Genomic DNA, 24105 nt, shown 5'->3' with positions numbered 1-24105 from the left:
GCAGGCAAATGTGGGAGGGGGCTTGCCCCCGATGAGGCCCTACAGAACACCCCATAACAACAAGGAGGCCCCCGTGAGCGTAATCAGTAAATCCATTCTCCTCGTCGACGACGACCAGGAGATCCGTGAATTGCTGCAAACCTACCTCAGTCGCGCCGGCTTCCAGGTCCGTGGCGTGGCCGATGGTGCGGGGTTCCGCCAGGCGATGAACGAGGCGCCGTGCGACCTGGTCATCCTCGATGTGATGTTGCCGGATGAAGACGGGTTCAGTCTGTGCCGCTGGATCCGCCAGCACCCGCGCCAGGCGCAGGTACCGATCATCATGCTCACCGCCAGTTCCGACGAAGCCGACCGCGTGATCGGCCTGGAACTGGGCGCTGACGACTATATCGGCAAGCCGTTCAGCCCTCGCGAGTTGCAGGCGCGGATCAAGGCACTGCTGCGCCGTTGCCAATTCGGCCAGGAGCGCAGCACTGGCGGTGATGTGCTGGTCTTCGATGAATGGCGCCTGGACATGATCAGCCACCGCTTGTTTCACGTTGATGGCGAAGAGGTCATCCTTTCCGGCGCGGACTTTGCCTTGCTCAAGTTGTTTCTTGATCACCCGCAACAGATCCTCGACCGCGACACTATCGGCAACGCTACCCGTGGCCGTGACCTGATGCCGCTTGACCGTATCGTCGATATGGCCGTCAGCCGTCTGCGCCAACGCCTGCGCGATACCGAAAAACCCCCGAGGCTGATCCGCACCGTGCGCGGCAGCGGTTATCAACTGGCAGCCAGCGTGGTTGCCGGCAATGCCCACTGAACCTTTGACCGAGCGCCGCCGCCGCTTTCCGGTGCCACGCTCGCTGCTGGGGCGCATGTTGCTGCTGACCTTGCTCGCCGTGCTGTTCGCCCAGGCGCTGTCCAGCGTGATCTGGGTGTCGCAATTGCGCGCCACCCAGCTTGAGGGCCTGGTGACCAGCGCCCGCAGCCTGGCGCACTCTATGACCGCCAGCGTGAGTTATTTCCGTTCGCTGCCGGTGGCCTATCGGCCTTTGGTTCTTGATCAGTTGCGCAGCATGGGCGGTACCCGCTTTGTAGTGACCCTCAATGATCGCCCGCTGGATATGGCGATCCTGCCGCAGACGCCACGCAAGCAAGCGGTGCTGGAGGCGGTCGATGAGGTGCTACGCCAAACCCTGGGCGCCGATGTACATATCTCGGTGGAGTTCGTCAGCGCCGAAGACCTGCGCATCTTCAATGCCGGCCTCAAGCTCGACGAACTGCCACGCTCCTGGGCCCATTACGCGTTAACCCTGGAGCCGGTTAACCCACCGGTATTGGTCACCCAGATTCAACTGGCTCCCGGCGAATGGCTGTACATCGCCTCGCTGTTGCCAGAGCCGTACACCAGCCTTGAAGAACAGGGCCTGCCGTCCCAGCAGGTGTGGTTTATCGTGCTGACCAGCGGTTTTTTGCTGCTGTTTATCGGTTTGCTGGTGCATTGGCAAAGCCGGCCGCTCAAGCGCCTGGCGCGGGCGGCGCGGGATATGTCGCTGGGCGCCGATGTAGAACCGGTGGCCGAAGGCGGCGGCAGTGAAGTGGTGGAGGTGGGCCGCGCATTCAACGCAATGCGCGAACGCATCAGCCGTTACCTGACCGAACGCAGCCAGTTGTTCAGCGCAATTTCCCACGACTTGCGCACCCCGATTACCCGCCTGCGGTTGCGTGTGGAATTGCTCGAAGACGAGAACCTGCAAACCAAATTCGGCCGCGACCTGGATGAGCTGGAACTGCTGGTCAAAGGCGCGCTGCAATGCGTGAAAGACACCGACATCCACGAAAACATCCAGCCGGTTGACCTCAATCATGTACTCGAATGCCTGGTGGAACCGTACCTGGCGCCCAACGGCAACGGGCGGGTAACCCTTGAAGGCGCGGCCCTGGCGGCCTACCCGGGCAAGCCGCTGGCGCTCAAGCGTTGCATCGGTAACCTGATCGACAACGCCTTGAAGTACGGGCAGAACGCGCATCTGCATATCGAGGACGATGGTGTGCAGTTCGTCCTGCATGTGGATGACGAAGGCCCCGGTGTGCCGGAGCAGCGTCTGGAGCAGGTATTCGAACCGCACTTTCGCCTGGCCGGCCAGCAGCAGGGGTATGGCCTGGGGCTGGGGATCGCGCGCAACATTGCCCATAGCCATGGCGGTGAAGTGAGTTTGCAGAACCTGCGCGAAGGCGGCCTGCGCGTCACCCTGCAACTACCAAGAACCTTGGACTAACAAACACCTGAGCTGCGTACATCAGATGCTTTGGCGCAACCGGGCCAAATCGCGCAGCGGTGGCGCCCCAAACAACCGACTGTATTCCCGGCTGAATTGCGACGGGCTTTCATACCCCACCCGATACCCCGCGGCCGAGGCTTCCAGTCCTTCGGCAATCATCAAGCGCCGGGCTTCCTGCAAGCGCAGCTGCTTCTGGTACTGCAGCGGGCTCATGGCCGTAATCGCCTTGAAGCGATGGTGCAAGGTCGAGACGCTCAGGTTCACTTCCTTGGCCAGGTCGTCGATGCGCAGCGGTTGTTCGTAGTTGCCGTTCAACCACTTGATCGCCTGGCTGACGCGATGGCTCTGGCTGTTGGCCACGGCAATTTCATACAGGCGATAACCCTGTGGGCCCCGCAGCAAGCGATAGAGAATTTCACGGTTGATCAACGGCGCGAGCATGGCGATGTCTTTGGGCGTGTCCAGCAGGCGGGCCAGGCGCAGCACGGCGTCGAGCAACGGGGTGTCGATGCGGTCCACATACATGCCACGAGAGGTGGGACGCGACGGCACACCCATAGGCCCGGCTTCGGCAATCAGCGCGGTGAGCTGGGCCGGATCGATATTGATGCGGACCGACAGGTTGGGGTCTTGCGGGGTGGCATCGATGATTCTGCCGGCTACCGGCATGGCGACCGAGAACACCAGATAATTGAGCGGGTCGTAGGCAAAGATTTCGTCGGCCAGGCGCACTTCCTTGCTGCCGCTGGCGAGGATGCACAGCGCAGGTTCCACCAGCACCGGCATGAAATCCCGTGGCGTGTTGTGGCGGTTCAGATACAGCGAGGTGATCGCCGTGCCGTAGGAGCCATCTTCCCAGGTGTGGCGGTGCACGATACTGGCCAGCTCGGCGCGTTGTTTCTCCATCTCGGCATCGACGGGAATGGGCTTTGGTTCGGGCGACGACATGGGGCGTCCTCTACACGCTGCTTTGATGGGCTCAGCTTAGCGGCAGCTTTTCAAAAAGTGTTACGTCGATTCTGCAGGATCCTTGCCTGATCCTGCGATAGGTAGTGAATCAGGCAAGCAGGCCGCCTGTCATCTCCCTGAAACACTGGACCGGTGCATGGAATAAATCCCGGGGGCCAAACGTCCTCTCTATGTTTATCGCAGGATTGTGCAATAAGCCTGCAGGAATCGACTAACCGCATCCACAGCCGGGCCGCTATCTTTGATCCTGTGGCAACACACCCTCACCGTGCTTGCCGAGCATCACTTCTCAACGGGAGAGTCGAACATGTCCACCCCCATTCCCGCGAGCCACATGGCCTTTATCCGCGCCCGTAGCGGGTGCAGCACCGAACTCGGTGCACGCTTGAGCAGTTTGATCGAACCGGGCCGCCAAGCCCCAGGTTGCCTGCAATTTTCGTTGCAGCATTCCCAGGTCGATCCTGATATATGGCTGGTATCAGGTTTTTGGAGCAGCGAGGAGGCCATGAGTGCCTACTTCAGCTCACCGACCTTGATGATTTTTACGGAGTTGCTCAACGACATGGTCGTGCGCAGCATGGACTTCCAGACCTTCACCGATGCATCTGCCGTCAACGCCTACGGCGAGTACCTGCAACTGGCCGGTTGAACCGGTTTACAATGGCCGACTTTTCCATTGGCCAGGACCTGCAACATGGCACGTAAACAATTTGTCCACCACGAAGCCGTTTCCGCCTTGATGCGTGAAGAAGAGGGTGGCTATAGCGCTGCCATCGCCGTCAAGGCACTGGATGGCATGGGCGCCCCCAAGTTCCACAAGATCCTTGACGGGCAGAAGTTCAAGACGGCTTCGGATGCCGATGATGCGGCGACGCTGCATCTTGATTGCCTGGTTGATGTGGATGCGGAAGGTCAACTGACTTGGGCAACGGCTTCCAACTAACGAACGCTGCCGATCAAATGTGGGAGGGGGCTTGCTCCCGATAGCGGTGTATCAGCCAGCAAATTTTTAGCTGATACATAGCCATCGGGAGCAAGCCCCCTCCCACAATTTGACTGTATGTCAGTCAGGGTTTTGTGGCGCCTGGGCGGTACATCTTGAACAGCGCTTGCGGCCCCAACTGGAAGTAATCCGCCGGGCCGCCGCCGCGCAAAATCGGCTCGGCGGCAGCAGTGTCGTAGATCCCATCCTTTAGCAACCACTTGGCGATGTGCACCGCAACCACTTCGCCCAGTACCAGCCAACTCGGCACCAGCTCCTTGTCGGCGCGTTGCAGTTGGATGATCTGCGTCACTTTGCATTCAAACGACACCGGGCTCTCGCCGACGCGGGGTACAGCGACGACTTTCGAAGCCACCGGCGTCAGGCCGGACAACTCGAATTCATTCACATCCGGTGAGACCGCCGCGCAACTCTGGTTCATCTGCTCGGCCAACGGGCGAGTGGCCAGGTTCCACACAAACTCGCCGGTCTGCTCAATGTTATTCAAGCTGTCTTTGCGCCCCACACTGGAAAACCCAATGATCGGTGGGATGTAGTTGAATGCATTGAAGAAGCTGTAAGGCGCCAGGTTCAGGCGGCCTTCGCTGTCGTGCGAGGAGATCCAGCCAATCGGGCGTGGGCCGACGATGGCATTGAACGGGTCATGGGGCAGGCCGTGGCCGTTGGCGGGTTCGTAGAAGTGGATATCGTCGGACATGACCTGTTCTGCTCTCGATTCTGGGGCCCACATCATATCCAATGTGGGAGGGGGGTTGTCCCCTCCCTCATTTTTTAGTCCGTGGTAATCCGCGAGTGCTTGCGGGTGTCTTTCATGGTCACGTAGACCATCAGCGACACTGCGATACACGCGGTCACGTACCAGTAGTAGCCAGTTTCCATACCGATGCTCTTGAACCACAGCGCGATGTATTCAGCGGTACCGCCGAAGATCGACACCGTCAGCGCATACGGCAGGCCCACGCCCAGGGCGCGGATTTCGGTGGGGAACAGTTCGGCTTTCACCACGGCGTTGATCGAGGTATAGCCGCTGACGATGATCAGCGCTGCCATGATCAGGAAGAACGCGCCCCACCAGCTCTGGATGGTGTGCAGGGTGGTGAGGATCGGCACGGTGAACAGGGTACCCAGGACACCGAAGGCAATCAGGATCGGGCGACGACCGACTTTATCCGAAAGCCCGCCGATGATCGGCTGCAGGCACATGAACAGAAACAGCGTGGCTGCCGAAATGGTGGTGGAGTCGGAGATGCTCATGCCGACCGTGTTCACCAGGTATTTCTGCATATAGGTGGTGTAGGTGTAGAACGCCAGGGTGCCGCCCATGGTCAGGCCGACCACGGTCATCAGTTCCTTGGGGTGGCGCATCAAGGTGCGCATTGCGCTTTCCTTGGCCTTTTCCTTCTTGGTGAACGACTCGGTTTCTTCCATGCCACGACGCAGATAGAGCGCGACCACTGCACACAAGGCGCCGATGGCGAACGGGATACGCCAGCCCCAGGCGTACAACTGTTCGGTAGTCAGCAGTTGTTGCAGCACGATCAGCACCGCCAGCGCGATGAGTTGGCCGGAGATCAGGGTCACGTATTGGAAGCTGGAGTAGAAACCACGACGTTCCTTGGTCGCCATCTCGCTGAGGTAAGTGGCGGAAGTGCCGTATTCGCCACCGACCGACAGGCCCTGCAGCAAACGGGCAAACACCAGCAGGATCGGCGCACCGATACCGATGAGTTCATAGCCAGGGCTCAGGGCAATCAGCAGCGAGCCGAAGCACATCAGGTAGACCGAGGCCATCAGGGCTTTTTTACGCCCGACCTTGTCGGCATACAGGCCCATCAGCCAACCACCGATAGGGCGCATCAGGAAGCCCACGGCGAAGATCGCGGCGGTGTTGAGCAGTTGGGCGGTGGTGTCGCCTTTGGGGAAGAACGTCTTGGCGAAGTACAGCGAGAAGGCGGCGTAGACGTACCAGTCGTACCACTCGACCATGTTGCCGACCGATCCACTGAAGATCGACTTGATGCGGCTGGAAGTGGTGCGTTCTTTTGCCGGCGCAGACGCCGATCCCAGAGGCAGGGAGTTGGAGTTATCCATTGAAGGATCCTTCATCTAGTTGTTTTTATGGAGCGTGCTTGAGCACTGCCTGGCTTGGGCTATAGCAGAAGCTGTGCCAAGTGGATGAAGGCCCGGAATAGAAGGGTTGCGAGGTTTTTTTGAGCGGAAAGTTGCCGATTATTTTTGCGGGATGAGCGGAAATCCGCTTATGGTTTGCTCGCGAAGACGTCCTTGCAATCGCTACATAAGCAGGATCAGAGGAACATTTCCCGCACCAACCCATGCCGCTGCATCTTTTCATTGAGGGTCCGTCGCGGCAGTTGCAGCTCGGCCAGCACCGCTTTGATATCGCCTTTATGCCGGGTCAGCGCGGCTTTCAGGCAATGCGCCTCGAAAGCCTCCTGCTGCGCCGCCAGCGATTGCCCAGGTTCAATACCTTCAGGTTCAGGCTCTCCAAGCCCCAGCACCTGGCGCTCGGCGACGTTGGCCAGTTCACGTACGTTGCCCGGCCAGTCATGGCTGAGCAGGCGACTCAGCTGCGGCCCACTCAATGGCTCAAGATGGCGGCCCAAACGTTCGGCAGCGCTTTGGGCGAAATGCTCATACAACAACGGAATGTCTTCGCGACGCTCGCGCAGGGGCGGCAGGCGCAGTTGTGCGACGTTCAGGCGATAAGCCAGGTCCTCGCGAAAACGCCCGGCGCGTGCTTCTTCGAGCAGGTCCGGCTTGGTAGCGGCGATGATGCGCAGGTCGACATTGATGCTCTGGTTGGAACCCAATCGCTCCAACTTCTGCTCTTGCAACACGCGCAGCAGTTTTACCTGTTGCGCCAGGGGCATGCTTTCGATTTCGTCGAGGAACACGGTGCCGCCATGGGCGTACTCCAGCTTGCCGATACGCTTGCCTTGGGCGCCGGTGAAGGCGCCGCTTTCGTGGCCGAACAGCTCGGCTTCAAATAATTGCTCGGGGATAGCCGCGCAATTGAGCGCCACAAACGGCTTTTTGGCTCGTGGGCCGAAATCATGCAGGCAGCGGGCAACCAGTTCTTTACCGCTGCCGGTCTCGCCACGGATCAACACATTGACCGGCAGTGTCGCCAGGTCCAGCACCTGGCGACGCAGGGTTTGCAGGCCCTTGGACACCCCCAACAAGCTGGATTCCAGTTGTGCACGGTGATCGGCCTGTTGGTGCAGGCGACGGTTTTCCAGGATCAGGCCGCGCTTGTCCAGCGCCCGACGCAGGCTGTTGAGCAGGGCATCCGGGCTGAAGGGTTTTTCCAGGAAGTCGTAGGCGCCGTCGCGCATGGCTTCGACGGCCATCGGCACGTCACCATGGCCGGTGAGCAAAATCACCGGCAAGTCAGCATCGCGCCGCTGTACCTCGGCCAGCAATTCAAGGCCGCTGAGCCCGGGCATACGCACATCGCTCAAGATCACCCCGGGGAAGTCCTTCGGCAGGTGCGCCAGGCACTCCTCGGCACGGCTGTACAACTGAACGTCAAACCCCGACAGGCTCAGCCACTGCTCGACGGCCTTACGAATGCTGGCTTCGTCATCCACCACAATCACTGCGTTCAACATAGGCCAGGTGTCTCCAGCGCGACGGGCAGGGTCAGGGAAAAGACTGCGCCGTCGCCACGATTGCCGGCGATCAGGCGCCCGCCCAATTCATGCACGATAGCGTAGGACACCGCCAGGCCCAAGCCGAGCCCGTCACCCACCGGTTTGGTGGTGAAGAACGGGTCGAATACGTTGTTCAAATGTTCTTCGGCAATCCCGCCACCGCTGTCGCTGACGCTCAACTGCCACAGCTGCTGATCGGCGTGCAGACGGATTTCCAGGCGTTTGCGCGGCTTGTCGGCCATGGCGTCCAGGGCGTTGCGCAGTAGGTTGATCAGCACCTGTTCCAAGCGAATCGCATCGCCGCGTACCCAGGCCGGGCGGGCCAGGTCCAGCACCACGCCGATGGCCTCATCGCGTAGGCGCGCGTCAAGCAGGTGCAGGGACTGGTCGACCACGGTGGCCAGATCCAGGCGTTCGCGCAGGCCGCTGGGGCTTTTGCGTGCGAAGGTCTTGAGGTGGCCGGTCAGCGCGGCCATGCGCGTCAGCATGTCATCCAACGGCGTGAGCGCCTTGTAGGCGTCGTCCACACGGCCATGGTCGAGCAACAGCCGCAGGGTGGCCAGCTGCATACGTTGTGCGGTCAGCGGTTGATTGATCTCATGGGCGAGGGCGGCGGACATCTGCCCCAGCGCCGCCAGTTTGGCTGATTGAACCAGGCCATCCTGGGCGGTGCGCAGGGCCTGGGTGCGTTCTTCTACCAAGTGTTCGAGTTCTTCGCGGCTGCGTTGGCGAAGGCGAGCCAGGCGCCAGCGTTGACTCAGGAACAGCACAAGAAACACCAGCGCCAGCCAGGACCCGGCGGCGGCGAGGCCGGCATTGCGTTGGTCTTCAAACGGGAACTGCGGTTTGCGCAGCAGGTGCAGGGTCCAGCCTTCGGCTTTCAGCGGCAGGGATTCCCAGATGTAGTTGGCGCTGCCGTCCGGGCCGTTGACGCGCATCAGGTGGCTGTTGTCGTCGAAGCGCTGCAGGGTCTGGGTCTCCAATGGTTGCAGCTGCTTCTTGTCGTATTGGCGAGTGGCCTTGAGTTCCGCCAGGTCACTCTCTGATAGCGGCCGCAGGTTGCGATAACGCCAGCCCGGCTGGTTGGCGATAAACACAATGCCGCGTGCATCGCTGACCAGCAGCAAGTCATTGCCCTGAGCCCATTCGCGTTCCAGTTCGGGAAACTCCAGCTTGACCACCATGGCGCCGAGGAACTGCTCGTGTTCATCGACCACCGCGCTGGACAGGAAATACCCCGGAATGCCGGTCGTCACCCCCACCGCGTAAAAGCGTCCGGTGCCTTGGCTCAAGGTCTGGCTGAAATACGGACGGAACGCGTAATTGTGGCCGACATAGCTGCTGGGCAAATTCCAGTTGCTGGCGGCCACCGCCAGGCCGGTGCGGTCCATCAGCTCCAGAGTGGAGGACTGGGCGGCGCCGTTGATGCGTTCGAGCTTGCGATTGAGTACATCCTGGGTGGCGCTATCGAGTGGGCCCTTCAGCGCGCTGATCATTTCCGAATCCAGCGCCAGCACGGCGGGGAGGGCGCGGTAGCGTTCGATCAAGGTATGCAGCGAGTTGGCATACAACGCCAGCTGTTGATTGGCTCGAGCGGCTTCATCCACCAGGGCCTGGCGCTCGGCATGGCGGGTGGCCAAGGCGGCGGCCAGCACTGCGCCGGCGATGATCAGCAACGAGTAAAATGTCAGACGCAGAGGGCGAGGGATCACGATCATACGATGATGAGCAGGCACAGTGAGGGGCGAGCACCATAGCATGAGCTGTCTGGATCTTGTGGCGAACGAGCTTGTGTGGGAGCTGGCTTGCCTGCGATGCAGACACCTCGGTGCTTCAGTCACACCGAATTGATGTCATCGCAGGCAAGCCAGCTCCCACATTTGACAGCGTTCGCCATGGCAATCGCTTCAGGTATAAAAAAGGCGACTGGGCCATGGGCCGCAGTCGCCTTTATGCTTGTGGAGAAAGCGCTTACTGCACTTCCACCGCCAGGCTCTCACTGATCTTTTTCTGCCAGATGGCAGGACCGGTGATGTGTACCGATTCGCCGTTGCTATCGACTGCAACGGTGACCGGCATGTCTTTCACGTCGAACTCGTAGATGGCTTCCATGCCCAACTCGGCGAACGCCACCACGCGGGACTTCTTGATCGCTTGGGCCACCAGGTAGGCGGCGCCGCCCACGGCCATCAGGTACACGGCCTTATGGTCCTTGATCGCTTCGATAGCGGTAGGGCCGCGCTCGGACTTGCCGATCATGCCCAACAGGCCGGTCTGCTCGAGGATCTGACGGGTGAACTTGTCCATCCGCGTCGCGGTGGTCGGGCCCGCTGGGCCAACCACTTCCTCGCGCACCGGATCAACCGGGCCGACGTAGTAGATAAAGCGGCCCTTGAGGTCCACCGGCAGGGTTTCGCCCTTGTTCAGCATCTCGACCATGCGCTTGTGCGCCGCGTCGCGACCGGTGAGCATCTTGCCGTTGAGCAATACGGTTTCGCCCGGCTTCCAGCTCTGCACTTCTTCCGGGGTCAGGGTATCGAGGTTGACGCGGCGGGCCGATGGGCCGGCTTCCCAGACGATTTCCGGGTAGGCGTCCAGCGATGGCGCTTCCAGCGACGCCGGGCCCGAACCGTCGAGCACGAAATGCGCGTGACGGGTGGCGGCGCAGTTGGGGATCATGCACACCGGCAGGGAAGCGGCATGAGTCGGGTAGTCCATGATCTTCACGTCGAGCACGGTGGTCAGGCCACCCAGGCCCTGGGCGCCGATGCCCAGTTGGTTGACCTTCTCGAACAGCTCCAGGCGCATCTCTTCGATACGGTTCTGCGGGCCGCGCTTTTTCAGCTCGTGGATGTCGATGGATTCCATCAACACTTCCTTGGCCATTACCGCGGCTTTCTCGGCAGTGCCGCCGATGCCGATGCCGAGCATACCTGGTGGGCACCAGCCGGCACCCATGGTCGGAACGGTCTTGAGCACCCAGTCGACGATCGAGTCGGACGGGTTGAGCATAGCCATTTTCGACTTGTTTTCGGAACCGCCGCCCTTGGCCGCCACGTCCACTTCCACGGTGTTACCCGGGACGATGGAGTAGTGGATCACCGCAGGGGTGTTGTCCTTGGTGTTCTTGCGCGCGCCTGCCGGGTCGGCGAGGATCGAGGCACGCAGAACGTTTTCCGGCAGGTTGTAGGCGCGACGCACGCCTTCGTTGATCATGTCGTCCAGGCCCATGGTGGCGCCGTCCCAGCGCACATCCATGCCTACGCGCACGAACACGGTGACGATACCGGTGTCCTGGCAGATCGGGCGATGGCCGGTGGCACACATGCGCGAGTTGATCAGGATCTGGGCGATGGAGTCACGGGCCGCCGGCGATTCTTCGCGCAGGTAGGCTTCGTGCATGGCCTGGATGAAATCAACGGGGTGGTAGTAGGAAATGAATTGCAGGGCGTCGGCAACGCTCTGAATCAGGTCGTCTTGCTTGATCACGGTCATGAGTCGCGCTCCTCTATAAGGGAACATTCAATAAAGGTGGCTTCAGTGTTACGTCGGTCGGCTGAAACCATCTTTCCAAGGCACGCCAAAGTGGTGCAGGCGCGACGCTAAAAAGGCGCGGCAGTATAACCCGGCGCGGTGGCCGATACACCCGACTATGGTCAAACTGTCGCAGGCATGATTCCCTGTGCGCGCTCCTTATGCTTGAGACCCTGATATGCCTGAACTGTACGTCGGCGAACGCCACTGGTCGGTCACCACCGGCAGCAACCTGCTGGATGCCTTGAATCAGGCAGGTGTGGCCGTGCCCTCCAGTTGCCGGGCCGGCAGTTGCCATGCGTGCCTGGTGCGTTGCCAGGGCGAAGTCGACGACCAGCAGCCTGACGCGCTGAGCTCGGCGCAACGCCAGGACGGGTGGCGCCTGGCGTGTCAGTGCCGGATCAGCGCTGATCTGAGGGTCGAGGCGTTTGATCCGTTGCGTGATGGCCTGCCTGCGCGGGTGGAGGGTGCCGATTGGCTGAGTCCGACGGTGCTGCGCCTGCGCCTTCAACCCGAGCGTGGCCTGCGGTACCGCGCCGGGCAGCATCTGGTGTTGTGGGCAGGGCAGGTGGCACGCCCCTATTCCCTGGCGAGCGTGCCCCAGCAGGACCCGTACCTGGAGTTTCATATCGATTGCCGTCAACCCGGGGAATTCAGCGATGCTGCTCGCCACTTCAAGGTCGGTGAGCCGTTACGCTTGGGCGAGTTGCGCGGCGGGGCGTTGCACTACGACCCTGACTGGCAAGCCCGGCCCTTGTGGCTGCTGGCCTCCGGCACTGGGCTGGGTCCGTTGTGGGGGGTATTGCGCGAAGCGCTGCGCCAGGATCACCAGGGTGCCATCCGCGTCATTCACCTGGCCCATGATGCCCAGGCTCACTACCTGGCCGAACCCCTGGCAGTGCTGGCCGCGCAGCATCAGAACCTTGTGGTGGAGTTATGGACCGCAGATGAGTTGGCCCAGGCATTGGGGCAACTGCGGCTTGCTTCGCGACAAACCCTGGCCTTGGTCTGCGGGCATCCTGCCAGCGTCGAAGCCTTTTCCAAGCGCTTGTTTCTGGCGGGGCTGCCGCGTAATCAACTGCTGGCCGATGTGTTCCTGCCCCGTGGTTGAGTGCTGACTGTCGAGTACAGGCTTTGCGGGTGTACGCGATTAACTGTGAGAGGGGGCTTGCTCCCGATGAGGCCCGACGGTTCAACACCTCAGCCGGCATTTGAAATGCAAAAAGCCCCGCCATTCTCATGGCGGGGCTTTTGTTTTTTCAGCCTGTCACTCAGACCTGTGGGTCGCCCACATGCAGGATCTTCATGCCATTGGTGCCACCGGTGGTGTGGTAGCTGTCGCCCTTGGTCAGGATGACCCAGTCGCCTTTCTCCACGACGCCGCGCTTGACCAATTCGTCGATAGCCTTCTGGCTGACTTCGTTCGGTGCCAGCGATGCCGGGTCGAACGGGATGGTGTATACGCCACGGAACATGGCCGCGCGGGCCTGGGCTTCGCGGTGCGGGGTGAACGCGTAGATTGGCACCGAGGAGCGAATGCGCGACATGATCAACGGCGTGTAGCCACTTTCGGTCAAGGCGATGATCGCTTTAACGCCCGGGAAGTGGTTGGCGGTGTACATGGCTGCCAGGGCGATGCTCTGGTCGCAGCTTTCGAAGACCTTGCCAATGCGGTGGCTGGAGGTCTTGCTGGTCGGGTGCTTTTCGGCGCCGACGCAGATGCGTGCCATGGCCTGGACGGCTTCCAGCGGGTACGGGCCGGCGGCACTTTCAGCCGAGAGCATCACGGCGTCGGTGTAGTCGAGCACGGCGTTGGCCACGTCGGACACTTCGGCGCGGGTCGGCATCGGGTTCTGGATCATCGACTCCATCATCTGGGTCGCGACGATCACCGCCTTGTTGTGGCGGCGTGCGTGCAGGATGATCTTCTTCTGGATACCGATCAGCTCGGCGTCACCGATTTCCACACCCAGGTCGCCACGGGCAACCATCACGGCGTCGGAAGCCTTGATCAGACCGTCGAGGGTTTCGTCGTCGGCCACGGCTTCGGCACGTTCGATCTTCGCTACCAGCCAGGCGGTACCGCCGGCTTCGTCGCGCAGTTTACGGGCGTATTCCATGTCGGCGGCGTCGCGAGGGAAGGACACCGCGAGGTAGTCGACTTCCATTTCGGCGGCGAGCTTGATGTCGGCCTTGTCTTTTTCAGTCAGGGCCGGCGCTGTCAGGCCGCCACCGCGGCGGTTGATGCCTTTATGGTCGGACAGCGGGCCACCGATGATCACGGTGCAGTGCAGCTCGGTCGGGGTCGCAGTGTCGACGCGCATGACCACGCGACCGTCGTCCAGCAGCAGTTCGTCACCGACGCCGCAATCCTTGACCAGGTCGGGGTAGTCGATACCGACAACGTCCTGGGTGCCTTCGGTCAGCGGGTGGCTGGTGGAGAAGGTGAACTTGTCACCGATCTTCAGCTCGATTCGCTTGTTGGCGAATTTGGCGATACGGATTTTCGGGCCTTGCAGGTCACCCAGCAATGCGACGAAGCGGCCATGCTTGGCGGCAAGGTCACGCACCAGCTTGGCGCGAGCCTTGTGCTCGTCCGGGGTGCCGTGGGAGAAGTTCAGACGGGCGACGTCCAAACCAGCCAGAATCAGCTGTTCGAGGACTTCCGGCGAGTTGCTGGCCGGGCCAAGGGTGGCGACGATTTTGGTACGACGGACGGACATGCACAGACTCCTGAGTTCAAGCGCTGGGGAAGGCTACTATGCTCTTTCGTTGTAGTCATTGTTCGTTTGCACTACTTATCGACGATTGCCTTTGTTTTTGCTGCAGTTGGATGGGCAAACAGCCTTGAAGATTTTCGCCCGGGGGTCGATACACTGCACAAGACAGGAGAACCCCCATGCGAATTTTGCTTGTTGCTGCCCTGGCCGTCAGTGTTGTCGGCTGTACCCGCTGGTCGATGGACCACCACTTGAACAACGCCTACCGTGCCTATGGGGTGGGCGACTGCGCACGTGTCACCCTGGAGTTGTCCCAGGTCGATCGCGAAAGCCGTACCCGTCGCTATGTGCAACCGGAGGTTTCGATGTTGCGCGGGCAGTGCCTGGAGCGGCAGAAACTGTTTGTCGATGCCGCACAAACCTATCAGTTCATCATCAGCCAATACCCGTCGAGCGAGTATGCCTACCGCGCTCGCGCCCGGCTCGATACCTTGCAGCAGTTGGGGCATTATCAGGGCGGTGGCGTCGCAAAACCACGGCCAGCGTCGTTGTAATGAAATTTGTCATTTCATGGCTGGCCCGTTGCCAGTCTTGGGCTATTCTTTGAAGGTCTGTTTGTATAAGTTTTCATTCGAACGGATGCAAGGCCCGGATTTGGCAGCTGTCTGGTGACGAGCGGTACCTGTTGTCAAACCGGGATCCAGGGAGAGCGAGCGGTTGCTCGCTCCGAATCACTGGCACAGTCAGACTCTTGGCTATTGGATGGCGACTTTCATCATGTTTACTGCGCGACGGATCGAACGGCATCAATTGCCTTACTTTTTGCAGGTGTTCAACCGTATCACCGACAAACCAATCGGTTTTTTGGGCAATGTGTCTGAAAACGGGCTGATGTTGATCAGCCAATTACCCATGATGATCAATGTGGATTTTGAGCTGTGCCTGAAAGTACCAACGGCACAAGGCGAATTTCAGACGATTGATCTCACAGCGACCTGTTTATGGAGTCATGAGGATGTCAATCCTCAGCACTATGACTCCGGGTTCCGGGTGCAGAATGCATCCGAAGAGTACAGGCAATTGATTGATGCCCTGTTGCAGTACTTCAGCTTTGACCCTCAACAGGCCTCCGTCTGAACACAGCAGTTAGAAAACCCCGGCTTTTTTCCATCCCAGGTAGCGCGTCACCAGCGTGGCGCCCATTTCTGAAGGCAACGTGTCCAATACTGAAAGCCCATGAGCGCTCAAGCGATCATGGAGTTGGTTTCGGCTGTTGAGGTAATCGACGGTGCCACTGTAGGCCAGTGCTTCGGGCAATGTTTGCACAGGGGCCTGGCGCAGTTGATCGAGGATTTCCTCTCGCAGGCTGGCTACCAGTACGCGGTGTTGCCTACCGATTCGTTTGACGGCGCTCATCAGCGCTTCATCATCCTCGTCCCGCAGGTTGGTAATGATGATCACCAGTGCCCGGCGTTTTTGGCGTGCCAGCAATTGATGGGCGGCAGCCTCATAGTCGGCGGTGTTTCGGGTGGCCTCCAGATCGTAGACAGCATTGAGCAAAGTGTTCAACTGGCCACTGCCCTTGACCGGCTTCAGGTAGCGCGGTTGGTCGCTGGCAAAGGTGCACAACCCCACGGCGTCGCCCTGTCTCAGGGCGACGTAGCTCAAGAGCAGGCAGGCGTTGAGGGCGTGGTCGAAATGAGATAGCTCGGCATCCTGGCTGCGCATGCGCTGGCCGCAATCGAGCATGAATACGATTTGCTGGTCGCGCTCGTCCTGGTATTCCCGGGCGATCGGTGTGCGTTGACGGGCGGTGGCTTTCCAGTCGATCTGGCGCAGGCTGTCGCCTTCACGAAACTCGCGCAGTTGATGAAATTCCAGGCCTAATCCCCGGCGTTGATGTTGGCGCACGCCCAACTGGCTCAGCCAGTTATCCACACCCAGCAACTGCGCGCCATACAAGCGGGCGAAATCCGGGTAGACCCGGGTGGCGTCGTGGGTTTCGATGCATCGCCGTGCCGACCACAGCCCCAATGGGCTGGGCAGCCAAAGTTCGCAGCGACTGAAGCTGAAATGCCCGCGTCGCAAGGGACGAACGCGATAGTCCAACTCGCCGCGCTCGCCAGGGCGCAATTCAATGGATTGAGGCAGGTTATCCACACTCAGGCCATCGGGCACGTGATCGAATACCTGCACGGTCAGTGGCTGAGAAAAGTCGTGCTCCAGGCTCAGGCGCACTTCTTCCCAGCGGCCCAGCGCCAGGCTGCCGGGCAGTTTCCTGTGGACGCGCACCGTGGGGCGACGGTGCAAGCGTGCGGCATCCAGCAGCGCCAGCAGCAGCAAAGCCAGCAGCAGGCCCCAGGCCACTGAATGCAAGGTTTCAGGTACCTTGAGCTGCAACGCGACGGAAGCGCCCAACAAGGTGTTCAGGCCAAGCAGCACACCCAGCCAGATCAGGAGCAGACGGGTCGGTTTCATGGGCGTGTCATTGCCTTGGCGCCGCTACTTGATCCAGCAACTGCTTGAGCACCTGATCCACCTCCAGGCCGTCGATGTCCAGTTCCGGCGCAATGCGTACCCGATGTCGCAGCACTGCCAGGGCACAGCCCTTGATGTCATCGGGTGTCACGAATTCTGCACCACGCAACAGCGCCCGGGCACGGCCGCCGCGTACCAGGGCGATAGAGGCCCTGGGCCCGGCACCGATGGCCAGTCCTGGCCAACTGCGTGTGGCGCGCGCCAGGCGCACAGCGTAATCGAGCACCTGTTCATCCAGGGGCACATCACTGGCGATCTGCTGCATCAGCACCACATCCTCGGCCTGCAGCACAGTGCGCAACGGCTGCACATCCAGCATGTCTGCCCTGGATGAGCGCGTCACTTCGCGGACCATGTCCAGTTCTTGTTGGGCGTCGGGGTAGTCCATGCGGACCTTGAGCATGAACCGGTCCAACTCGGCCTCGGGCAACGGGTAGGTGCCTTCCTGCTCGATTGGGTTCTGGGTCGCCAGCACCATGAACGGCTCGCCGATGGGCAATGCCTCGCCCTCAAGGGTGACTTGGCGTTCCTGCATGGCTTCGAGCAACGCTGCCTGGGTCTTGGCCGGGGCGCGATTGATTTCGTCGGCCAGCAACAGGTGGGTAAACAATGGCCCCTTGCGCAGTTTGAACTGTTCGGTCTGCAGGTCGTACACGGCGTGGCCGGTGACATCGCTGGGCATCAGGTCCGGGGTGAACTGGATACGGGCGAAATCACCGCCAAAGCATCGGGCCAGGGCACGTACCAGCAAGGTCTTGCCGAGCCCGGGTACGCCTTCGAGCAGTACATGGCCGCCTGCGATCAAGGCGGTGAGCACATCGTCAATCACCTGATCCTGGCCAATCACTGCCTTGCGCAATTCCACACGCAGGGCCTGGGCTTGCTGGCTGGCACGTTGCAGGTTCTCGGCGGTCAGGGCGGTGGCCATTGGAGAGTCGCTCATAAGGCATTCCTGAGGGTTTGCAGGCACGCAACCTGTCGGCTGAAGTCGGCGCTGGAGAGCCGTTTCTGCGTCAGTGGTTCGAGCGCCTGGCTGATGATGTGAGGGGGTTGTCGCGTCAGGTGTTCCAGCACCTGCCACTGCTCTGCTGTATCGAGATGCTCAAAACCTGGATGGCGTCGCCGGGCGGCGCGCAGGATGTCGTGCTGCAAGGCTTGCAGCAAGGTGCCCTGGCCGCTGCGGCGCAGCAGGAAATCGGCGCTGGCCTTCAAATGTTCCTGGAGCTGCCGACGTGCCTTGGGCGCCGGTGCCTGGATTGGGCCCTGGCGCATGGCGGCCTGCCATAGCGCCAGGGCAAGCAGTGCCGCAAGCGCGACGAGGGCCTGTGGGAAATATCGAATCAACAGGGTAAACAGATCGTCCGTTTCACTGTTGAACAGCAAGGTGACGTCAGTCTCCTGGGTCAGGTACCACAGTAACCAGGCGTTATCGTGTTGGCCGATGCTCGGGGTTTTCCACAGGTCGCTATCGGTAATCACAGTGACGCGGCCGTGCCCCAGGTTGAGTTGCATCAGGTGGCTTGAATGGGCGCTGTTGGCGGAAAACTGCGCCAGGTGTTTGGGGTCGATGAGGTTGAAGTCGGTGTCAAAACTGAAATACGCCGGGGCGGTTTCGTTGTCGACATAAAGCCTGGTCAGGTCTGCTGCAGGCTGTTTACGGGCAGGCGCCGATTCGTCGAAGGTTTCGCTCAAAGCCTGGTGGATATCAAGGCGATCAAGCAGCAGGTCGCCGCTCTTGCTGGTCTCCTCGTCCCACAATGCCTCGGCGACCAGCAGCAAGTGCCCGCCGGCGTTTGTCCAGCCCAGCAGTTGCTCGACCTGGCGCGGGGTCATGTTGCTGCGTTCCCCCAGCAGCAACAGGCTATGACCTTTGGCGGGTAGGTCCGCGAGCCGTTCAAGGCCGTTGGCGCGTTCCACCACCAGGCCTTGCTGGTGCAGGAAATGCTCGGCGGCCATATAAGGATTGGCCAGTGCATCCGGCGATGGGCCGCGGTCCACCACTTCGTCATAGGGGATTGCCTTATGCCAGGCGTACAAGCCACCCACGCCCAGCAGGCATACCAGCAGCAGTGCCACCCACGATAATGGCCGGTTCATTGGCTGGCTCCGTCATTGAACAGAGCGCGCCAATCGCTGCACAGCTTTTGTTGGGTCGAGGAGGGCGGCAGGCGATGACCATAGGCGAGGTTTTGCCAGTGACGCGTCAGTTCATCACTGAACGCCAGCAACTGCGGTTGTTGCAAGTGTCGAACGCGCTCCAGCACCTGGCCTTCGGTGTCGGCGCTTTTGAGCGGCAGGTCGAATTCATGCAGCAGCCGGCTGAGCAGGCCGCGATACAGCAGGCCAAGGGCTTGCCTTGGCTGAGTGGGCCATAGTTGTTCGGCGGCGCTGGCGATGTCTTGCGGCAATGTATCGAGCCCCAGCTCAAGCCCGAACAACTGAGCGGGGGTAGGTGTGGCGGTTGCAGGGCGGGCGCGCCGGCTGCGGCTGACAAAGGTGCGTAGCCACTCACGGTAACGCCACACCACCAGGGCCAGCCCACCAATCACCAGGCTCCACAATAGTATTTCCAGGGTTTTGGCGAGGGGTTTGAAGGTGTCGCTGTTGAGGTTGTCGAGTAAGGCCTGGAGCCAACCGGGTAATTTACCGTCGCCACGGGCTGTGCTTTTAACCGGTGTTTTTTCTTCACCAAACCGATAACGGGTGACGGTTTCCGGATTCTTGAAGGGCGGCTTGTCCAGCAGTGCCTTGATGGACTGACTGGCAGCCTGGGTATTGAGTGGCTTATGGCCCGTTGATTCATCGGCCATGGCGGGTGGGCTGAACGGTATGAGCGTCAGCCCGACGACCAGCAACAGCAGCGACGCAGCACTGCTCAGGCGCTGACGCAAACGGCGGAATACCAACTCCAGGTCCCAGGCTTCCAGAGCCGTACGCCGATTGAGGTACAGGCTGAAACCACAGGCAACGTAGATGGGTTCCCAGAACACCAGGATCAGCGCGTAAAAGGCATTGCCCAGGTGCTCCAGCCACAGCACGTTCGGGCTGGTTGCCAGTGCCAGGCGTTGCCAGTCCCAATCCATTTCCAGCTGCTGCGGGATGAATAAATAGAACAGCGCCATGGCGCCGAACCACAGGCCGATTTCCAGGTGTACGCCGATAATGGTCAGCCAGCGGGCGGCACCAGCGTTACGTTGCAGCAATATCCCCAGGCGCTGTTGCCGCGCCTGACCTTCGAGGCCTTCAAGTTGACCTACCGGCAACGTAAAGCTGCGGCTCATGCTCAGGCGTCGCCAGGTCAGGCTGGCGAACAGTTGCCCCTTGAGCAGTTGCGGCCACTGGCGAACGGCCTGTTTGAGACTGGGGGGCTCGCCAAACAGGGCTTTGGAAAGAATGTACAGCGGCAAGCGGTCAAAGGCCGGCTTGAGCCACCAGAACAGAAACATGGCCAGCGACGGGTAATTCCACAGCAGTACGGTCAGCGAGATAAACACCGGCAGGCTCACCATTGCCCAACTGCCCATCAGCAGCAAACGATGTTCCCTGGCCATCAGTACGCCCAGGTCCATGGCTTCCCAGGAAGTGCGCGGGCGGATCACCACGCTGGCGTCAGTCAGGCGCATGGCGATTCCGTCCGGCGAAGATCAGGTAAACGGCCACCAGCAGCCAGAGCGCGGTGCCTACCAGGTATTTGAGCCAGGGCTCGATGTGGGTGGTGGAGGACCAATAGGCTTCGATGAACGCCGCGATCAGCAGAAACACCATGACGCCGCAGAGTATCCGCACACTTTTGTGGGCTGCCAGGCGCAAGGCCTCGCTACGTGCCAGCCGCCCGGGAGCGATCAGTGACCAACCCAATTGCAAACCCGCGGCACCGGCCAGCGCAATGGCGCTCAATTCGAATGCGCCATGACCGATGACGAATGACCAGAAGGTTTGACCATAGCCAATGTCGGTCAGGTGCCCTGAGACAGCGCCGATGACCAAGCCGTTGAAAATCAGGAAGAACACGCTGCCCAGGCCAAACAACAGGCCGGCGGCAAACGTCTGGAAGGCGATGCCGATGTTGTGCATCACGTAATAGCCAAACATCATCCAGTCCTCGCTGGCTGCACGCTCGGCGGCGCGCCCGAGACGACTGGCGGCGGGGTCGTACATGCCCTGCATCTCGGCCACCTGTTGGGCGCTGACGATGCTGTAGATCAGGTCGGGGAACAGGTAGACCAGCAGTGCAATGCCCACCAGGCTGCCGAAGAACAGCAGACCGGCGATCAGTACGAAGCGCCACTGTTCACGTACCAGGCATGGGAAATCGGCGAGCAGGAACGCCAGCATCTTGGCCGCCAGTTGGCTGCGATGGCGATACAACTGTTGATGGCCGCGCAGCGCCAGTTGCTGCAGCCGGTCTACCAGGTAGCTGCTGTAGCCACGCTGTTGGGCCAGGGCCAGGTGTTGGCACAGGCGTCGATACTGGTGAGGGAAGTCAGCCATTTCGCCAGCCTTGGCTTTGCCTTGCTCCAACTGCTCAAGTTGCTGCGCGTAGGTTTGCCATTGCTGCTGGTGGCGGCTTTCAAAAAGACTCTGCTTCATGTCGGCCCCAATAAGCCACGGGCCACACCGTTGAGTTGCTCCACGGCGCGTGCCGGAGGCACTTGCAGGGGCGTGGCGAGGATCGCCGCCAGTTCATGCACGCGTTCGGCAGACAGCTCGGCCTGGCGCTCGGCAAAACCGAGGATGGCCCGCTGTTCGCTCAACTCCAGTGCAAAGGGCAGCCGCAGCGCGGCGGCTTGAGGGATACGCGGGCGCACCAGCGGTAGTTCGCGGTAGACCACCAGTGTGCCGGCGGCCAGATCGCCCAGACGCTTGAAGTGCGGGTGTTGCAGGCAGCTGATCGCACCGAGGAAATAACCCAAAGGCAGCATATCGACAAAGCGCAGCAGGTTGCGGATCAGCGACGCCGACCAGCCAATGGGGGTGCCGTCATCCTGCACCACCCGCAGGCCCATGACCTGCTTGCCCGGCGAGCAGCCCTGGTTGAGCACTTCAAACAGCACCATGTACCACCAGCTCACCAGGAACAGCAGCAGCGACCCCAGCCCGAGGCCAATATTGCCCAGCAGCGCCAGGGGCACCAGCAGGATGCCCATGATGATGCCTCGCACACCCAGGTCGAATGCAAAAGCCAATGCCCGGGATGGCAGGCCGGCAGGGCGCAAGGGCAGGTCGATCCCCTCCGGGGTCTCGATTTGGTAATGGGTATCCAAAGGAGCTGGCGGCATTGCGATCCCTGGCAGTGCAAAGCGATTAGGAGACACGGATGCTAGCAGTGTCGACGCTGGAAGCAACCACTCAAGGTTTTACTGGATATTTATACAGTAAAGGTATCGCTGGCCCCAGACGCCTTGCAGCGCCTAGACTTTGTCGGTCTTCAGCACAGGAATAGCCCGTGACCTCGATTTTCTGGTACGACTATGAAACCACCGGTATCAACCCGCGCAACGATCGCCCGCTCCAGGTAGCCGGTATTCGCACTGATCTCGAACTCAACGAGGTCGGTGCGCCGATCAATCTTTATTGTCAGCCCGGCGACGATATTCTGCCCCATCCGGCTGCGTGCGCGATCACCGGTATCACGCCAGGCGTCCTGGCACAGAAGGGCCTTGCCGAAGCCGACTTCATGACCCGGGTGCACGCCGAGCTGGCCGCGCCAGGCACCTGCGGCGCCGGTTACAACACGCTGCGGTTTGACGATGAAATGACGCGCTACAGCCTGTACCGCAATTTTTTCGACCCTTACGCGCGCGAGTGGCAGGGCGGTAACAGCCGTTGGGATTTGATCGACGTGATGCGCACTGCCTATGCGCTGCGGCCGGAGGGCATTATCTGGCCTGAGCAGGACGGGCGCGTGACGCTCAAGCTGGAGCGGTTGACCCACGCCAATGGTATCGACCATGGTCAGGCACACGATGCGTTATCTGATGTGCGTGCAACCATCGCCCTGGCGCGATTGGTTCGGCAAAAGCAGCCCAGGCTGTACGAGTGGTTATTTCAACTGCGCAGCAAGCAGCGAGTTATGGATGAGGTGCGGTTGTTGCAACCAATGGTGCATATCTCCGGGCGTTTTTCCGCCGAGCGCCATTACCTGGGCGTGGTCTTGCCCCTGGCCTGGCACCCGCGCAACCGCAATGCGTTGATCGTCTGCGACCTTGGGCTCGACCCACAGGGGTTGCTGGACCTGGATGCACAGACCTTGCGCGAGCGCCTCTATACGCGCCGTGATGAGTTGGCGGACGGTGAACTGCCGGTGCCCCTCAAGTTGTTGCATATCAACCGCTGCCCGGTGGTAGCACCGTTGAAGGTGTTGCGTGCGCAAGACCGCGAGCGTCTGCAATTGGATATGAACACCTATCAGGCGCGGGCGCTGCGGCTAACTGACGCACAGGAAGTTTGGCGCGACAAGTTGGCGGCCATTTACGCCGAGGAAGACTTTGCCTCGAATGCAGACCCGGAGCAGCAGCTCTACGATGGTTTTATTGGCGATCGGGATCGCCGGTTATGTGAACAAGTTCGCATGGCAGAGCCCGCCCAATTAGCACATCAATCGTGGCCGTTCGATGATCATCGTTTGCCGGAATTATTATTTCGCTATCGCGCACGTAACTTCCCTGAAACCTTGAATACAGAGGAGCAACAACGCTGGAGACTTTTCTGTCAGCAACGTTTGTCAGATCCGCAGTGGGGAGCACCGAATACCCTGATGGCATTTAAGCAGGCGCGCGAGGAGTTGGCGCTTAGTGCCACCTCATTTCAGTGCCAGGTGCTGGATCAATGGCAGGACTATGCCGATTCTTTAGCAGCCCGCCTGAGCCTGTAGGCCGGTAATTGCTGAGTATTCAGACAATAAAAAACGCCAGCAAGCTGGCGTTTTTAATGTGTAGCGTATCGGGTGAACGTCCGACCAGGCTTAGCCCAGCAGAGTCGCCCAACCTTCAACTACGTCGCCGCCCCACTTGGCTTTCCACTCTTTCAGAGTTTTGTGGTTGCCACCTTTGGTTTCAATCACTTCGCCGTTGTGCGGGTTTTTGTATTGCTTGACTTTGCGAGCACGCTTGGTGCCGGTAGTTTTTACAGCGCCGCGCGGCGCTTTAACTTTCGACTCTGGATCCAGCAGCGCGATGATGTCACGCAGGGATTTGGAGTATTCACCCATCAGGGTGCGCAGTTTGCCTTCGAATTCCAGCTCGGTTTGCAGCTTGTCGTCTTGGGACAGGTTCTTCAAACGGGCTTGCAGCTCTTTGATTGCTTCTTCGGTGGCGCGGTATTCGTTGATCAGGGACATGTGGACTACCTTATGTAGAACGCTGATTGACAGGGTGAGTGGCCTAATAATAGTCAGG

The 24105-nt window shown here is 60.5% G+C and carries 22 protein-coding genes; 8 read left to right on the top strand and 14 right to left on the bottom strand.

Annotation, left to right across the window (positions count from 1 at the left end):
• Positions 1-73: 73 nt before the first annotated feature.
• Together FW800_RS08995 and FW800_RS08990 are read left to right on the top strand one after the other, a co-directional pair.
• Positions 74-808, top strand: coding sequence for a response regulator (locus FW800_RS08995; protein ID WP_005790997.1), 735 nt, complete (start codon positions 74-76; stop codon positions 806-808).
• Between the two features lie 31 nt (positions 809-839).
• Positions 840-2267, top strand: a complete 1428-nt coding sequence (locus FW800_RS08990) for an ATP-binding protein (protein WP_201772885.1) — start codon at positions 840-842, stop codon at positions 2265-2267.
• A 21-nt stretch (positions 2268-2288) separates the two neighbouring features.
• Here FW800_RS08990 and FW800_RS08985 read toward each other — a convergent pair whose 3' ends face one another.
• Positions 2289-3218: an AraC family transcriptional regulator gene (locus FW800_RS08985; protein ID WP_032879669.1), complete on the bottom strand. Its 930-nt coding sequence runs from the start codon at positions 3216-3218 to the stop codon at positions 2289-2291.
• Between the two features lie 328 nt (positions 3219-3546).
• Between FW800_RS08985 and FW800_RS08980 the strand changes: the two genes are divergently transcribed.
• Positions 3547-3888, top strand: a complete 342-nt coding sequence (locus FW800_RS08980) for an antibiotic biosynthesis monooxygenase family protein (RefSeq protein WP_032879670.1) — start codon at positions 3547-3549, stop codon at positions 3886-3888.
• 45 nt (positions 3889-3933) lie between these two features.
• Entirely contained in the window at positions 3934-4182 is a 249-nt protein-coding gene (locus tag FW800_RS08975; RefSeq protein WP_446437455.1) for a hypothetical protein, read from the top strand.
• 124 nt (positions 4183-4306) lie between these two features.
• Here FW800_RS08975 and FW800_RS08970 read toward each other — a convergent pair whose 3' ends face one another.
• The 5 genes from FW800_RS08970 to FW800_RS08950 all read right to left on the bottom strand — a co-directional run bounded on the left by FW800_RS08970 (position 4307) and on the right by FW800_RS08950 (position 11411).
• The gene (locus tag FW800_RS08970; RefSeq protein WP_032879672.1) at positions 4307-4939 is read right to left on the bottom strand and encodes a flavin reductase family protein; all 633 of its coding nucleotides are present in this window, start codon (positions 4937-4939) and stop codon (positions 4307-4309) included.
• A gap of 74 nt (positions 4940-5013) precedes the next feature.
• Positions 5014-6333, bottom strand: coding sequence for an MFS transporter (locus FW800_RS08965; protein WP_005790985.1), 1320 nt, complete (start codon positions 6331-6333; stop codon positions 5014-5016).
• A 215-nt stretch (positions 6334-6548) separates the two neighbouring features.
• Positions 6549-7874, bottom strand: coding sequence for a sigma-54-dependent transcriptional regulator (locus FW800_RS08960; RefSeq protein ID WP_446437454.1), 1326 nt, complete (start codon positions 7872-7874; stop codon positions 6549-6551).
• Entirely contained in the window at positions 7868-9634 is a 1767-nt protein-coding gene (locus tag FW800_RS08955) for an ATP-binding protein (protein WP_446437453.1), read from the bottom strand. Before FW800_RS08955 ends, FW800_RS08960 begins: the two co-directional genes overlap by 7 nt.
• 253 nt (positions 9635-9887) lie before the next feature.
• Positions 9888-11411, bottom strand: coding sequence for a fumarate hydratase (locus FW800_RS08950; protein ID WP_032879675.1), 1524 nt, complete (start codon positions 11409-11411; stop codon positions 9888-9890).
• A gap of 217 nt (positions 11412-11628) precedes the next feature.
• Between FW800_RS08950 and FW800_RS08945 the strand changes: the two genes are divergently transcribed.
• The gene (locus FW800_RS08945) at positions 11629-12561 is read left to right on the top strand and encodes an iron-sulfur-binding ferredoxin reductase (protein ID WP_446437452.1); all 933 of its coding nucleotides are present in this window, start codon (positions 11629-11631) and stop codon (positions 12559-12561) included.
• A 160-nt stretch (positions 12562-12721) separates the two neighbouring features.
• On the opposite strand, the gene pyk is transcribed toward FW800_RS08945, so the two are convergent.
• The gene (gene pyk, locus FW800_RS08940; RefSeq protein WP_005790976.1) at positions 12722-14173 is read right to left on the bottom strand and encodes a pyruvate kinase; all 1452 of its coding nucleotides are present in this window, start codon (positions 14171-14173) and stop codon (positions 12722-12724) included.
• A 176-nt stretch (positions 14174-14349) separates the two neighbouring features.
• Here pyk and FW800_RS08935 point away from each other — a divergent pair, with 176 nt between their 5' ends.
• Positions 14350-14724, top strand: a complete 375-nt coding sequence (locus FW800_RS08935; RefSeq protein ID WP_103734699.1) for a tetratricopeptide repeat protein — start codon at positions 14350-14352, stop codon at positions 14722-14724.
• 223 nt (positions 14725-14947) lie between these two features.
• Positions 14948-15307, top strand: a complete 360-nt coding sequence (locus FW800_RS08930) for a PilZ domain-containing protein (RefSeq protein ID WP_032881230.1) — start codon at positions 14948-14950, stop codon at positions 15305-15307.
• Positions 15308-15316: 9 nt separating this feature from the next.
• Here the strand turns inward: FW800_RS08930 and FW800_RS08925 are convergent, their stop codons facing one another.
• From FW800_RS08925 to FW800_RS08900, 6 genes are read right to left on the bottom strand one after another with little or no spacing between them, the layout of a single operon-like run.
• The gene (locus FW800_RS08925) at positions 15317-16648 is read right to left on the bottom strand and encodes a DUF58 domain-containing protein (RefSeq protein ID WP_446437451.1); all 1332 of its coding nucleotides are present in this window, start codon (positions 16646-16648) and stop codon (positions 15317-15319) included.
• A gap of 7 nt (positions 16649-16655) precedes the next feature.
• A complete protein-coding gene (locus FW800_RS08920) occupies positions 16656-17651 on the bottom strand; it encodes an AAA family ATPase (protein WP_446437450.1) in 996 nt (331 codons plus the stop codon).
• Positions 17648-18805: a DUF4350 domain-containing protein gene (locus FW800_RS08915; protein ID WP_446437449.1), complete on the bottom strand. Its 1158-nt coding sequence runs from the start codon at positions 18803-18805 to the stop codon at positions 17648-17650. The genes FW800_RS08920 and FW800_RS08915 overlap by 4 nt, the downstream gene beginning before the upstream one ends.
• A complete protein-coding gene (locus tag FW800_RS08910) occupies positions 18802-20331 on the bottom strand; it encodes a DUF4129 domain-containing protein (protein WP_446437448.1) in 1530 nt (509 codons plus the stop codon). Before FW800_RS08910 ends, FW800_RS08915 begins: the two co-directional genes overlap by 4 nt.
• Entirely contained in the window at positions 20318-21298 is a 981-nt protein-coding gene (locus FW800_RS08905; protein ID WP_446437447.1) for a stage II sporulation protein M, read from the bottom strand. The genes FW800_RS08910 and FW800_RS08905 overlap by 14 nt, the downstream gene beginning before the upstream one ends.
• A complete protein-coding gene (locus tag FW800_RS08900; protein WP_446437446.1) occupies positions 21295-21987 on the bottom strand; it encodes an RDD family protein in 693 nt (230 codons plus the stop codon). Before FW800_RS08900 ends, FW800_RS08905 begins: the two co-directional genes overlap by 4 nt.
• 167 nt (positions 21988-22154) lie before the next feature.
• On the opposite strand from FW800_RS08900, the gene sbcB reads away from it, so the two are divergent.
• Positions 22155-23582, top strand: a complete 1428-nt coding sequence (gene sbcB, locus FW800_RS08895) for an exodeoxyribonuclease I (RefSeq protein WP_446437445.1) — start codon at positions 22155-22157, stop codon at positions 23580-23582.
• 90 nt (positions 23583-23672) lie between these two features.
• Here the strand turns inward: sbcB and mvaT are convergent, their stop codons facing one another.
• The gene (gene mvaT / locus FW800_RS08890) at positions 23673-24047 is read right to left on the bottom strand and encodes a histone-like nucleoid-structuring protein MvaT (protein WP_005790963.1); all 375 of its coding nucleotides are present in this window, start codon (positions 24045-24047) and stop codon (positions 23673-23675) included.
• Positions 24048-24105 lie beyond the last annotated feature (58 nt).

Source organism: Pseudomonas sp. 910_23 (genome assembly GCF_052850795.1).
This window is presented reverse-complemented; position numbering and strand designations above follow the sequence as displayed.